Annotated in this window: 10 protein-coding genes; 1 reads left to right on the forward strand and 9 read right to left on the reverse strand. The window is 43.3% G+C overall.

Features of this window, described 5'->3' with window-relative positions; genetic code table 11:
- Positions 1-395 precede the first annotated feature (395 nt).
- From ctaF to cyoE, 5 genes are all read right to left on the reverse strand, one after another.
- A complete protein-coding gene (gene ctaF / locus AS29_RS19580; protein WP_035413019.1) occupies positions 396-728 on the reverse strand; it encodes a cytochrome c oxidase subunit IVB in 333 nt (110 codons plus the stop codon).
- Positions 729-1,349 carry a cytochrome c oxidase subunit III gene (ctaE, locus tag AS29_RS19585; protein WP_035413021.1) on the reverse strand — a complete coding sequence of 207 codons (621 nt, stop codon included), beginning with the start codon at positions 1,347-1,349 and terminating at the stop codon, positions 729-731. It lies immediately after the preceding gene.
- Positions 1,349-3,214, reverse strand: a complete 1,866-nt coding sequence (gene ctaD, locus AS29_RS19590; protein ID WP_035413023.1) for a cytochrome c oxidase subunit I — start codon at positions 3,212-3,214, stop codon at positions 1,349-1,351. The genes ctaE and ctaD overlap by 1 nt, the downstream gene beginning before the upstream one ends.
- Positions 3,215-3,239: 25 nt before the next feature.
- Positions 3,240-4,313 carry a cytochrome c oxidase subunit II gene (coxB, locus tag AS29_RS19595; protein WP_035413397.1) on the reverse strand — a complete coding sequence of 358 codons (1,074 nt, stop codon included), beginning with the start codon at positions 4,311-4,313 and terminating at the stop codon, positions 3,240-3,242.
- Positions 4,314-4,479: 166 nt separating this feature from the next.
- Entirely contained in the window at positions 4,480-5,409 is a 930-nt protein-coding gene (cyoE, locus tag AS29_RS19600; RefSeq protein WP_035413025.1) for a heme o synthase, read from the reverse strand.
- Between the two features lie 483 nt (positions 5,410-5,892).
- Between cyoE and AS29_RS19605 the strand changes: the two genes are divergently transcribed.
- Positions 5,893-6,825, forward strand: a complete 933-nt coding sequence (locus AS29_RS19605; RefSeq protein ID WP_051860854.1) for a COX15/CtaA family protein — start codon at positions 5,893-5,895, stop codon at positions 6,823-6,825.
- A gap of 30 nt (positions 6,826-6,855) precedes the next feature.
- Here AS29_RS19605 and AS29_RS19610 read toward each other — a convergent pair whose 3' ends face one another.
- From AS29_RS19610 to AS29_RS19625, 4 genes are all read right to left on the reverse strand, one after another.
- Positions 6,856-8,283 (reverse strand): cryptochrome/photolyase family protein, encoded by a 1,428-nt coding sequence (locus AS29_RS19610; protein ID WP_035413029.1) that lies wholly within the window; start codon positions 8,281-8,283, stop codon positions 6,856-6,858.
- Between the two features lie 123 nt (positions 8,284-8,406).
- On the reverse strand, positions 8,407-11,844 hold the full coding sequence (pyc, locus tag AS29_RS19615; protein ID WP_035413031.1) for a pyruvate carboxylase: 3,438 nt from the start codon (positions 11,842-11,844) through the stop codon (positions 8,407-8,409).
- A gap of 57 nt (positions 11,845-11,901) precedes the next feature.
- Positions 11,902-13,119 (reverse strand): putative lipid II flippase FtsW, encoded by a 1,218-nt coding sequence (gene ftsW, locus AS29_RS19620; RefSeq protein ID WP_035413033.1) that lies wholly within the window; start codon positions 13,117-13,119, stop codon positions 11,902-11,904.
- Positions 13,120-13,356: 237 nt separating this feature from the next.
- Positions 13,357-13,638, reverse strand: a complete 282-nt coding sequence (locus AS29_RS19625; RefSeq protein WP_035413036.1) for a YlaN family protein — start codon at positions 13,636-13,638, stop codon at positions 13,357-13,359.
- Positions 13,639-13,812: the final 174 nt, after the last annotated feature.

The raw sequence follows: 13,812 nt of genomic DNA on the forward strand, positions 1-13,812 counted from the left end.
GATGTCTCCTCCTCCCGGCTGCCCGCAGAAGGCAATTAGTCCATCGAAGCGGCCGAACTTAGCAGCTTACAGCTAAGGAAAAATAGGATTTCTTCCTGCTAATTAGCCAGTAATCCATTCAGATGCAAATAAAACAAGATAAAGGCCTTCGGAGCAGCGGCAGGACGCCGCGCTTTTAGCATACATTACTAGAAGCGCCCTCCGCTTTTCTGCTTTGTACAGCTCCAGGCGCTAGCGCTTCGGCCGCTTCGCTCTCTCGGGCACGCAGGATGCGGGTCAGTTCTGCGTTGCGACAGGACGTCGCGCTCTTAGCAGAACATCCCCTTATTTGAACGCCTTTCGGTCGAGAGCTCCACCGTCTCTCAGCGCTGGGCAAGCGCCCTCCGCTTTTCTTTTTACCACCAGACGATTGTCATAAATGTGAGTACTGTTAGGGCGGCGACGAAGACTCCTGAGTATAGGAAAAGGGCAGGTGCTTCGTGGCCTTTGTGATTCATGTGCATGAAATAGTAGAGCTGGAAAGCGACCTGCACTAAGGCCAAAAGGATAATGAATGGTACGGTGAACCAATGCTCGATACCCTTATAACCAACTGCCATAAATGCCAGTACGGTTAAAAAGAGCATCATTCCAAATGATACAAGCTGATATTTCATGTCTTCAGCGTTTTTCCTTTTACGATAGGCAAGATCTACCTTTGGGTTACCTGAATTTTGATGTTGAGCCATTTACCCCACCATCCCCATTAAGTATACGACTGTGAAAATGAATACCCAGACTACATCAATGAAATGCCAGTAAAGACTGGCTACATAGAATTTAGGTGCGTTATATAGGCTTAATCCTCTCTTGCTGTTTCTTATGATAAGGGTCGCAATCCACAAAAGTCCAAAAGTTACGTGGGCTCCGTGCGTTCCTACAAGAGTGTAAAAGGCTGATCCAAAAGCATTTGTTGTAATGGTAAAATCCTTCTCGTGAACATAGTGATTAAATTCGTAAATTTCAAGTCCAAGGAACCCCGCACCAAGAAGCAACGTAATACCAAGCCAAATCTGCATTTGTTTAAAGTTAAAATTTTTCATATGGTACATTGCATAAACACTCGTCAAACTGCTTGTCAACAACAGCATGGTTGCGATAAATACAATAGGCAGTTCAAACAGTTCTTCCGGCGGCCCGCCTTTAGGTGATTGCCTAAGTGCCAGAAAAGTAGCAAACAGAGAGGCAAACAGGACAGTTTCTCCTCCTAGGAAAAGCCAAAAGCCCACAAATTTATTTTTTCCTTCAAGGGTTGCTTTTTCAGGAGATTCCGGGAAAGTTTCAGCTGTTAGCTTTTCTTCAGCATGCATTATGCCTTCACCCCTTTATCATCATCTTCAAGATCCTCTTTATGAATATGGAACCCGTGGTCATCCTTAACAGAACGCAGGAACATTGATGCAAGCGTTATCGAGAAGCCAATAAACAGGACAATAATTGCCCATGGCTCTTCCGTGCGGTACATGAGACCGAATGCTGCAACAAAAAGCCCGAATGCCATAATCAGCGGAACAATTGATGAGTTTGGCATATGGATATCTGACACAGGTTCAGCAGGTGTCATTCCTTTTTTCCCTGCCATTTTTTCAACCCACAAAGCGTCAAGACCGCGAACAAGCGGTGTTTGCTTGAAATTGTACTCAGGAGTCGGCGCTTCAACCGCCCATTCGAGTGTACGGCCATCTACCCAAGGATCTTTACCTGCCGCTTTTCCATTTATCGCCGTTATAACGATATTGTAGAGCATGACGATAACAGCTGCTGCCATGAATATAGCGCCCAGGGAGCTGACAAGGTTTCCTGTCTCCCAGCCTTGATTCGGCAGGAAGGTAAACACCCTTCTTGGCATTCCATAAAGACCTAGAAAATGCTGAATAAAAAACGTTAAGTGGAAGCCGAAAACAAATAGAACAAACGTAATTTTTCCGAGCGTTTCATTAAGAATTTTATTAAACATTAGCGGCCACCAGTAATGAACACCGGCAAAGAGAGCAAACACAACTCCGCCAACAATTACGTAATGAAAATGGGCCACTACAAAGTAACTGTCATGGTACTGGTAATCAGCTGCTGCACTTGCAAGCATAACCCCTGTTACTCCTCCAAGAACAAAGGAAGGAATGAAAGCTACTGACCAGAGCATTGCAGTTGTGTAGCGAATGATTCCGCCCCACATCGTGAAAAGCCAGTTGAATATCTTAATGCCGGTCGGAACGGCAATGGCCATCGTAGCTACAGCAAAAATCGCGTTGGCAATTGGCCCTAAACCCGTTGTAAACATATGATGGGCCCAAACCATAAATCCTAAAAATCCGATTAATACGGTCGCAAAAACCATAGAAGAATATCCAAACAATCTTTTCTTGGAGAAAACCGGAATGATATCAGAAAACATACCGAACGCAGGAAGAATTAATATGTATACTTCCGGGTGCCCGAAGATCCAGAACAAATGCTCCCAGATGACTGTATTTCCTCCTTTTTCTGCGGCAAAGAAGCTTGTGTCAAACAGACGGTCCATCATCATCAGAGCAAGCCCGACAGTAAGTGCTGGAAAGGCAAATAATATAAGTGCAGATGCAACAAAAGTAGTCCAGGTAAAAAGCGGCATTCTCATAAATGTCATTCCCGGGGCTCTCATGTTGATAATTGTTACAAGAAAGTTAATTCCGGCTGTTAATGTACCAATCCCGGATATTTGCAGCCCAAGTACATAAAAATCAATGCCATGCCCTGGAGAATAGAGAGATAAAGACGCGTAAGATGTCCATCCCGCATCAGGAGCTCCTCCTAAAAACCAGCTTAGATTCAAAAAAAGGCCGCCAAATAAGAAAAGCCAGAATCCCAGTGCATTTAAAAACGGGAATGCAACGTCGCGTGCTCCGATTTGCAGCGGCACGACCGCATTCATAAAAGCGAAAAGCAAAGGCATTGAAGCAAGAAAGATCATTGTCGTCCCATGCATCGTAATAATTTCATTGTATAATCCCGCCTGCAGAAAATCATTGCCGGGAACAGCCAGCTGAATACGAATCAGCAGCGCTTCAAGTCCCCCTATTAAAAAGAATAATCCACCTGCTGCAAGATACAATATTGCAATTTTTTTATGGTCAACAGTCGTTAAATAATCCCAAACTGTTGCACCGAACCCCTTCTTTTGAGCGATTGTACTCAAGTCAAACCCTCCCCTTTATTGCAGATTATTCAACCTTTAAACCCTTCATATATGCTGTAAGCGCTTCAATTTCTTGTCCGGATAATTTAGGGTATTTACCGGTCATCTTGTTGCCGGGCTTGTATTTTTCAGGATTTTCAAGCCATTTTTTTATGTTTTCATCCGTATGAGGCAAGATACCGGCCACTTTAGTTCGTTCACCAAAGTTGCCAAGATTAGGAGCTGTTCGCACTTCTTCTGGTCTCTCATCAGCAGGTGCTACAGCATGGCAGCCGATGCAGCTCTTTTCCTCAAAAAGCTGTTCCCCTTGTTTAGCAAGAGCAGTCGCAGCCTGAGGCTTGGCAGCTTTCATTTTATTTGTCCATTGATTAAATTCTTCCCGCGGTACCGCTTTCACTTTGAAGTCCATTAATGCGTGTGAAGGTCCGCAAAGCTCGGCACACTTGCCATACAAATACTCTCCAGCCTTATTGACTTTATCTGAATCAAATGTAAGCCAGAATTTGTTGACATTTTCCGTGTTCGTATCAATTTTCCCACCTGCAGAAGGAATCCAGAAAGAATGTTTTACATCGGATGCTTTTACACTGAAGTAAACCTTTTCATCTGTCGGTACGACTAAATCCTGACTCGTAATGATTTTGTAGTCAGGGTATTCAAATTCCCACCAGTATAGATTGGCGCGTACATTTACGACTAATGCATCCTCCGGCTTGCGGTTTTTCTCTTCCATTGGCTTTACATTCGCCAATTCAAAAGTTGCAGCAACAACCGGTACAGCTAATACAAGCAGAAGCAAAATCGGAATAACAGTCCATATAATTTCTAATCGCTGATTTCCCTCTACTTGTTCAGGTATTTTCTTTTCGTCCCCTTTTCGATGTCTGAAACGCACGATGACATAAAAGAATATAACAGTAACGACTGCAACGACCACTACCATAATAATAGTGCTTAAACTCATAATCCAAAATTGGTTCTCCGCTACCTCTCCAGCTGGCCGCAATGTTGAAAGGAACGGTTCTCCGCATCCGGTCATGACAAACGCTGCTAAGATGAACAAAGTCATCAGACGCCATGTTGTCCGCCATTTTTTCATAGCCAAATCAAACCCCTCTTCCAGTAATTTGGTTGTGTGACGTTTTAAACCTTTTGAATATTGCAAAAAATTTATTTATGGAAAATCCTTTTAAATAAAAGAATTTTTTACAGGGATAGGTATGAATAATGCGTGGCGGATACATACCGCCACGCCTATTCATTTATTAAACGATCGTGAAGAGGATCATAGATACGAAGAGGATCGTTAAATAGTTGAGTGAGTAAATAAACATCCATTTAGCCCAAACGAGGTCATCTTTTATTTTGAAGCCTGATAGTGCTAAAGCAATCCAGCCTACATTCAGCACGGTAGCCAAAATCAGAAATCCAATGCCAAGATCATAAAGATAGAATGGCAGCGGGAGAAGACAAGCTACCCAGACCATCATCTGTATTTTCGTCATAGCAAATCCGCGTACTACTGGAAGCATTGGTATATTAGCTGCCCGGTATTCTTCCACTCTTTTCATAGCAAGAGCCAGAAAATGCGGCGGCTGCCAGATAAACATAATCATGAACAGGACCATAGCCTGAACTGTAATATGCGGATCAACTGCCGTCCATCCAATCAGCGGCGGAACCGCGCCTGGTATGCTTCCAATTACAGTGTTGATTGTGTAGCGTCTTTTCGACCACATTGTATAGAGAAATACATACGAGAATACTCCAATTGCTCCGATAAATGCTGCCATCATCGTTGTCATGAGCAGGGCAGCCATTCCAAGTACAATTAGAAAAATCCCAATCCAAAGCGCTTGGTTTGGTTCATATTTACCGGTAACAGTCGGACGGTTTTTCGTCCTTTCCATGATCGGATCAATATCCCTGTCATAATAGTTATTTACTGCACATGAACCTGCCATGACAAGCGCAGATCCTACGAGCGCAAACACCACAGTATCAAGCGAAGCCAAAAAGCTTTGTCCGCTGAAATAAAAAGCGAGCCATAGCCCGGCAAAGGCTGTGATCATATTGGAATTAACAATTCCTATTTTTATGAGAGCCAGGAAGTCCTTCCAGGCGGAAGCCTTAGTGATCTCATGAGGACCTTGTTCGCTCATCGCTGTCTCGCCAGCTGTCCTCGAATTCGGCATAATACATCCTCCTTTGCTTATGGTGCCTTTGTGAAAAGCACCTCAAACCTGTTTCAACACAAACAATACAAGCCTGAATCTACTCATAATGATACAGGAAGTGTAACTGGAACAAAATGCTCTAAATGATTTAAACAAGAATTCGACAAATATTTATGGCTAATTTGTGAACATTTTGTGTCATTACCGTGAAAATTTGTGTGAATTTGAACAGGATCCAAGCCATTTTATTTTACCATAAAATGCGGAGGAATAAAGTTGGGCATTTCTTTTCGAAAAAAACCTTCTTTATTATTTCTAGCAAACTCTTTTCCATTTATCAACCTTTTTTCAAGTAATAGGTAAAATGACCGCTGTTTTTAAGCGTTTTGTGAACAATGTTCCGCTCTGGTTGTATTTTCCGCCTCTTTTTCTTACAATCAAAAGCGTATTATGTCAAAATACTATTAGGTCCATAATTGAATTGACTAGAAGAATAAGAAGGTGAATCATTTGAAGCGTGTTATCGCGTTGAAATGGCTGGCTGTCGTCACGACACTAGTTATGCTAGTTGTGCTGCTTGGCGGTGCATTAGTTACAAAAACCGGTTCAGGAATGGGCTGCGGGCGGTCCTGGCCCCTATGCCATGGGAAATTCGTTCTTCTTCCCAGTGACATCACTCCTCAGCTGTTAATAGAGTTAAGTCACAGAGCAGCAAGTGCAACTGCGGGTATTCTTGTTTTGGCCCTTGCCATTGCTTCCTGGAGGCTCATTGGACATATAAGGGAGACAAAGTTTTTAGCTGTCCTGTCTGTCGTTTTTCTTTTGCTTCAGGCACTGCTTGGTGCAGGAGCGGTCGTATGGGGGCAATCCAGTGCAATGAAAGCCATTCACTTCGGGGTGTCGCTTATTTCTTTTGCATCCGTTTTGATTCTCGCACTCCTCATTTTTGAGGTTGACAGAAAGTTTGACGCCAATCGTCTAATCATCGACAGGAAAATGAAATTTCATATGATTGGCGTACTTATTTACAGTTATATTGTCGTCTATACAGGGGCCTATGTCCGCCATAGGGGGGCAAGCCTTTCCTGTTCCAGCTGGCCTCTATGCAATGATGGTTCCGCTATGCCTATGCGATTCCAGGAATGGGTGCAGATGGGCCATAGGTTTGCTGCGGGACTGATATTTGTTTGGATTGCCTATGCAGCCTGGCAGGCAATCAAGCATTACAAGCATCAAAAGGTTGTATACTGGGGATGGATTATTTGCTTCATTCTCGTATCCCTCCAGGCCACTTCAGGTGCTCTTATCGTCCTGACTCAGCTAAATCTTGCCATTGCTTTGGCACATGCTGTTTTCATATCATGTTTGTTCGGGGTATTAAGCTACTTCCTCCTGCTTGTATCAAGAAGCAATGCAAACATAAAAAAACAATAAGCAAAGGGATGCCCCGAAAAGGCATCCCTCTTATTTTTCATTTTTAAATAGATTAATTACTTTTTTCCTCTGCTCCTGATGATCAACGGCCGGAGCAGGGTAATCTTTTCCTATCATGCAGGAACTCTTACTTTGTTCTTCCTCAGACATTTTCCATGGCTCATGTATATATGATGACGGAACCTCTCTGAGTTCACTCACATATTTGCGTATGTATTCCCCATCACGATCAAACCTCTTAGACTGGGTAACAGGGTTGAATACTCTGAAATATGGAACAGCATCCGTTCCAACAGAAGCCGCCCATTGCCAGCCGCCAATGTTCGATCCGGGATCATAATCCACGAGCTTGGCAGCAAAGTATTCTTCTCCAAGACGCCAGTCAATCATTAAATCCTTCGTCAAAAAGGACGCAGTAATCATCCGCAGCCGATTATGCATCCAGCCCTCCTGATTGAGCTGTCTCATCCCTGCATCCACAATCGGGTACCCTGTATTGCCCTCTTTCCAGGCTTGCAGCATCCGGTCATCCTGATTCCATTGAATAGATCTGTATGCTTCCAGAAACTCCTGATTCTTCGTTTCGGGATGGCGAGCGTAAATCATTTGGTAAAAGTCCCTGAATGCCAGCTCTCTAATATATGCTTCTTTACTGTCCTCCTCCCCATCTGCTTGAGCGATGGCCGTGAAAACCGTTCTTGGTGAAATTGTACCTGTCTTTAAATACCTGGACATAAGGCTTGTGCCCTTTACAAATGGAATATTCCGACCATCAGGGTAATTCGCAAGCGCCTGCTCGATAAAATGTTTCAGCTGGGATCGGGCAGCTTTTTCTCCAATCTTCCAATCCATGCTTTCTGAACCGCCTGAAAGCTTTTCAATTTCTGATGCTGCCCTTTTTGAAATCTGTTTGGTTTTACGGACGTATTTACCAAGTTCATCGAAGGAGAGCTTTTTCACACCGGGCTTGTCCTTTTGCTTCCAAGCCTTGTAATAGGGCGCAAACACTTTATAAATGGAGCCATCCTTTTTCAATACTTCGTTTGGACCATGTATGTATGCATCCTGAAATGAATGAACACTAATCTCTCTATCTTTAAACCAATCTCTCATCTTCTGATCTCTTTCTTTCCCATATCCCGCTTCATCCAGATTAAAGAATACGGCCTCAGCATCAGCATGCTCTTTCAGCACCTGCTGAAACGCCTCATCTGTGTCCCCCTCTACAATCAGCAGCTCCGTTCCTAGCTTGCGGCATCTTTCACCAAAATCCTTGACTGTAGCCATAAAATACTGGAGCCTGAGGCTATTTTCCGATTCCTGAAAAAACCGGCGGTTCAGCTGGAACACAAATACAAGCTCACTTTTATTTTTCTTGCAATAAGTCAGCGCTTCTGAAAGCGCAAGGTGATCCTGCAAGCGAAAGTCTCTCCGGAACCATACAAGCACACTTCCCATCCTTAAAGCCTCCTCTCCCTCTATCCATTCCCTTTTGGAGACGATTGTAACGGAGCAATAGGGATTGCGTACAGAACGGATGTGCTGACATAGAAAAAGCAGCCAAATTGGCTGCTTTTCAAATTAATTGGATAGCTCTATTAATAAATCACCTGTTTGAATCGCTTCACCGTTGCTTACGTGGATCCCCTTTACAACACCGGTATAAGGCGCCTGTACAGTCGTTTCCATCTTCATCGCTTCCGTGATCATTAAATGGTCGCCTTTATTGACTTTTTCTCCGTTTTCAACAAGAACTTTAATAACTGTCCCCGGCATTGAAGCACCGATATGCTCCGGATTGGCATGGTCTGCTTTTGCCTTTGCGGCAACCGCAGATTTAATGCTCTCATCCTTAATTACGACTTCACGCGGCTGGCCATTCAGTTCGAAATAAACCACTCTTGTCCCATCTGCATGAGGCTCACCGATGGAGACAAGCTTAACGATCAAGGTCTTCCCTTGTTCAATTACCACTTCAACCTCTTCACCAAGCCTCATTCCATAAAGGAAGGTCGGTGTGTCCAAAACAGATACATCCCCGAATTGTTCGAACGTTTTTGCATAATCCAGGAACACTTTCGGATAAAGGGCATGGGCAATTGCTTCAAAGCTTGTTACAGGCCTATTCAATATCTGGAACAGCTCTTCCTTGCTCTTATCAAAGTCCACCGGTTTGAGAAGCTCCCCTGGACGCACTGTAATCGGCTCTTTGCCTTTCAGTATAATACGCTGCAATTCTTTCGGGAATCCGCCGTGAGGCTGTCCAAGATATCCTTCAAACAATTCAACGACAGAATCAGGGAAGTCAAGGGTATCTCCGCGCTCATAAATATCATCCTCTGTTAAATTGTTTTGGACCATAAATAGAGCAAGATCTCCAACTACCTTGGAGGATGGGGTAACTTTTACAATATCTCCGAAAAGTGCATTTACACGCTGATACATTTCTTTCACTTCGCCCCAGCGGTCTCCTAGGCCGACTGCCTTTGCCTGCTGCTGAAGATTGCTGTACTGTCCGCCCGGCATTTCATGCTGGTACACCTCTGTGTGCGGGGCAATCATGCCGCTTTCGAAGTCCTGATAATACTTGCGGGCACCTTCCCAGTAGTGGGACAGCTGCTCTAAAACTTCTACATTTAATTTAGGCTGGCGCTCCATGCCCGACAGCGCGTAATAAAATGTGCTGGCGCTTGGCTGAGAAGTTAATCCAGCCATTGAACTGACAGCTACATCCACAATGTCAACGCCTGCCTCTGCAGCCTTAGCATACATGAATGTACCGTTTCCGCTCGTGTCATGTGTATGCAAATGGATAGGAATATCTACAGTTTCCTTCAAAGCAGAGATCAAGTCATAGGCAGCCTGAGGCTTTAAAAGACCTGCCATATCTTTAATTGCAAGAATATGCGCTCCAGATTCTTCAAGCTCCTTCGCCAAATGCTTATAATAAGTCAAATCATACTTTCGGCGGGATGGATCCAGAATGTCACCTGTATAGCAAATTGCGGCTTCTGCAAGCTTTCCGCTGTCACGAACTGCATCAATGGCAAGCGTCATCCCTTTTACCCAGTTCAAACTGTCAAATATTCTGAATACATCGATTCCTGCATTTGATGATTTTTCAACAAATTCTTTGATAACGTTATCCGGATAGTTTTTGTAGCCAACTGCATTTGAAGCACGCAGCAGCATTTGCAGCAGGACATTCGGAACCTGCTTCCTAACTGTCAGCAAACGGTCCCAAGGATCTTCTTTCAGAAAGCGGTAGGCAACATCAAAAGTCGCTCCTCCCCACATTTCAAGAGAAAACAGCTCAGGAGCAAGCTTTGCAGTCGGCTCTGCAATTTTCTTAATATCAATTGTTCTTAGACGGGTTGCCAGCAGGGACTGATGTGCATCACGGAATGTCGTATCAGTAAGAAGAACTTGCGGCTGTTCCTTAATCCAGTTGACAAGGCCGTCTGCCCCGCGCTCTTCCAGAATATTTTTCGTTCCGGAAGGAAATTGCTCCAGACGGGAAATGTTAGGAATCGGAGGAGTTTCAAAAACCGGTTTCTTTTTCTTCCCGATACCTGGAAAGCCGTTAACTGTTACATTTCCAATATAGCTCAGCATCTTGGTTCCACGGTCTTTTCTTTTTGGGAAAATAAACAATTCTGGAGAGCTGTCAATAAACGTCGTATTGTATTCTCCGCTTAGAAACTGTTCATGCTTCACTACATTTTCCAGAAACGGAATGTTCGTTTTAATTCCGCGAATCCTGAATTCCTTCAAATTACGGACCATTTTTGAAGCAGCCTGTTCAAACGTTAATGCCCAAGTAGAAACCTTTACCAAAAGGGAATCATAGTATGGCGTAATGACCGCTCCCTGAAATCCATTTCCCGCATCAAGCCGGACGCCGAAACCTCCGCCTGAACGGTATACCATAATTTTTCCTGTATCCGGCATAAAGTTGTTTAATGGATCCTCTGTAGTTACACGGGATTGAATAGCGTAGCCGTTTGTATGTATATCCTCTTGTGATGGAATGCCAATCTCGCTGCTATTCAGAGCCAGGCCCTCAGCAACCATAAGCTGGGTTTGGACGATATCGATCCCAGTAATCATCTCTGTGATGGTATGTTCAACCTGGACTCGGGGATTAACCTCGATAAAATAAAATTCGCCGCCTGAAACAAGAAATTCAACAGTGCCAGCGTTCACGTATTCTACTTTTTTCATAAGTTTGACTGCTGCCTCACAAATGGACAGCCTGAAATCTTCGCTTAAGGAAACACTAGGTGCAACTTCAACAACTTTTTGATGACGTCTTTGGATAGAGCAGTCGCGCTCATATAAATGGACGATATTCCCATTCCGGTCACCAATAATCTGGACTTCAATATGTTTAGGATTTTCAATAAGCTTTTCAACATAGACTTCATCATTTCCGAAAGCAGCCTTCGCTTCGGACTTAGCGCGTTCAAATGATTCCTTCACGCTTGCTTTGGAACGGACAATCCTCATCCCGCGTCCGCCACCGCCTAGAGAGGCTTTAATAATGAAAGGATACCCGTGCTCTTCCCCGAATTTTACAACATCCTCTACATGGTCAACCGGCCCGTCGCTTCCAGGAATTACAGGTATGCCTGCTGCTTCAGCCTGGCTTCTTGCCTTAACTTTATCTCCAAACATATCTAAGTGCTTTGAATCAGGTCCTACAAAAATAATGCCTTCCTGCTCGCATCTTCTTGCAAAATGAATGTTTTCAGATAGAAAACCGTATCCGGGGTGAATCGCATCTACGTCATTAGCTTTTGCAATTTCAATAATCCCATCAATGTCCAGGTAGGCATCGATTGGTTTTTTCCCTTCTCCGATGAGATAAGCTTCATCCGCCTTGTACCGATGATAGGCCCCTGCATCCTCTTTTGAATAAATGGCAACGGTTCTAATATTCAACTCTGTACAAGCCCTGAAAACACGAATTGCAATTTCTCCCCTGTTAGCTACAAGCACTTTTTGGATTGTTTGCATGAGATATTTCTCCTCCTAAGGCAAAAATATTAGTATGTCACATAATTAAATAGTATATCACATTCTGTTATGCATCGGCTTCTGAATGTTTTGCTGTTTTTTCTTACTAACTGCTTTTTCAGCGCCTGTTTTGTATTTTTCTCTATAGTTTGTGAACATTGATACATTTACCAGTAATCCGGCTGAAATCATCAGAACAAGCATCGATGAGCCTCCATAGCTGATAAAAGGCAGTGTGACTCCTGTAATTGGAATTAAACCCGTCATCCCGCCAAGATTGATGCCAGCCTGAATGGCAATCATACTTGAAATCCCTATAGCCAATAACGTTCCAAATGCATCCTCGCATTTTCTTGCCACGTAAAACCCTTTAAAGATGAGCACCCCGAGCAGACTCAACACAAAGAGAACTCCAAATATCCCCAGCTCTTCAGCCACAATAGACATGATAAAATCCGTATGGGACTCCGGAAGATAGCCGTATTTTTGTACACTGTTTCCAAGGCCAAGACCGGTTATTCCGCCGGAACCGATGGCATAAAGGGAATTGGCAAGGTGATAACCCGCGTCCTTCTCCGTTCCAAACGGATCCGTAAATCCTTCAAATCTGGAGACACGCTCTTCGGTGATAAACTTGTCCGAATTCAAGAGAATAATAGGGCTGATCAAGGCTAGAAAAAGTAAGGCCAAAAGCACTAGCCCAATGATGCTTTTCCAGTTCATACCTGATGAAAATACCATGGTCATCATAATCAGAGCAATGATCATAGCCGTCCCCAGGTCGGGCTGAATCACAATTAATCCGCATATAAATGTTGTAAAAAAGAGCGGAGGCATAACCGCTTTTTTAAAGTTGTTTATGTATGCCTGTTTTTTCTCGTAAACCGCTGCAAGATAGATGATGACACTTAGTTTCACAAACTCAGCAGGCTGCATGGTGAAACCCGCAATTTTTATCCAGCTCTTTGCATTACCGGCTGTATGCCCATAGACAAATAGGATCAAAAGGAGCCCGACTGAAACAAACATTATGCCTTTTAGTAGTTTTTTAGTCAGTAAGATCCGATACGGGATCACAGCGACTGCAAGAAACGCGAGACCGCCGATGCAGACAAAAATAAGCTGTTTGTTAAAAAAATAAGCGCTATCCGAATTAAATCTGGTGACTGCTGAGATCATGCTGGAACTGTATACCATGACCAGACCAAACATACAAAGCAGAAAAACAGAAAAAATCAGAGTATAATCATATGATTTTAGGATTTTTTTAATCATAAACTCTCTTCCCTACTTTTTCAATTAATTCTTCTAAAAATTTTGTATTTTCGATTTATTTACCGGCGGAGAGAATGTTTCTCCCCTGTCTATCGTATCAGGGTAATCTACATCGCACAACGAACGAATGGAGCAAAAACAAGAGGAAAAGCATGGATTGGACCTGATACAAAAGTAATCCTTTAAAAGCTAAAAAAACCCAAACTATTGTCATCCAATCAGTTTGAGTTCTAGGTTTTATTTTTTCGTAAATGCCTCATGCAGAACAGATAACTCACGTTCAAGGGAATCCAGCAAAACTTTTCCTTCATGCTCAAACACCAGTCCAAGACGGACAGCGAAGTCAATTTCTCTGGATAAACCAAACATTTGTGTATCTAAAACCTCTTCATAAAGAGGGCATTGGGGCATGGTTAAATTGTCCATCTGAACCTTGATCAACTTCATGATTTTATCAGCGTCAGCTTTCAGCAGCGCAAGTGCCTTTTCACGATGATCAATCGCAATCTCAGAAGCCAAATGAATCCCTCCGTTCCCGAGCGATTACCTCTAATCTACCTATTAATATTAAAGGGAAAAAAGGAAAAAAGCAAGGTATAAGTGAAGGACAAAACATGCTTGCCTTCGCCAATTTCCAACATCGATCGGATTCATCTCATGACAAGCATAAAATAAGCGCTTATAATGTCAAAT

Origin of the sequence: Bacillus sp. SJS, assembly GCF_000732485.2 — a bacterium.
Taxonomy (GTDB): Bacteria; Bacillota; Bacilli; order Bacillales; family Bacillaceae; genus Metabacillus_B; species Metabacillus_B sediminis.

Excerpts from the sequence above, each read along its gene's own strand:
- ctaF (WP_035413019.1), bottom strand. The coding sequence starts at position 728 with ATGGCTCAACATCAAAATTCAGGTAACCCAAAGGTAGATCTTGCCTAT.
- ftsW (WP_035413033.1), bottom strand. The coding sequence starts at position 13,119 with ATGATTAAAAAAATCCTAAAATCATATGATTATACTCTGATTTTTTCT.
- pyc (WP_035413031.1), bottom strand. The coding sequence starts at position 11,844 with ATGCAAACAATCCAAAAAGTGCTTGTAGCTAACAGGGGAGAAATTGCA.
- ctaE (WP_035413021.1), bottom strand. The coding sequence starts at position 1,349 with ATGCATGCTGAAGAAAAGCTAACAGCTGAAACTTTCCCGGAATCTCCT.
- coxB (WP_035413397.1), bottom strand. The coding sequence starts at position 4,313 with ATGAAAAAATGGCGGACAACATGGCGTCTGATGACTTTGTTCATCTTA.
- AS29_RS19610 (WP_035413029.1), bottom strand. The coding sequence starts at position 8,283 with ATGGGAAGTGTGCTTGTATGGTTCCGGAGAGACTTTCGCTTGCAGGAT.
- cyoE (WP_035413025.1), bottom strand. The coding sequence starts at position 5,409 with ATGCCGAATTCGAGGACAGCTGGCGAGACAGCGATGAGCGAACAAGGT.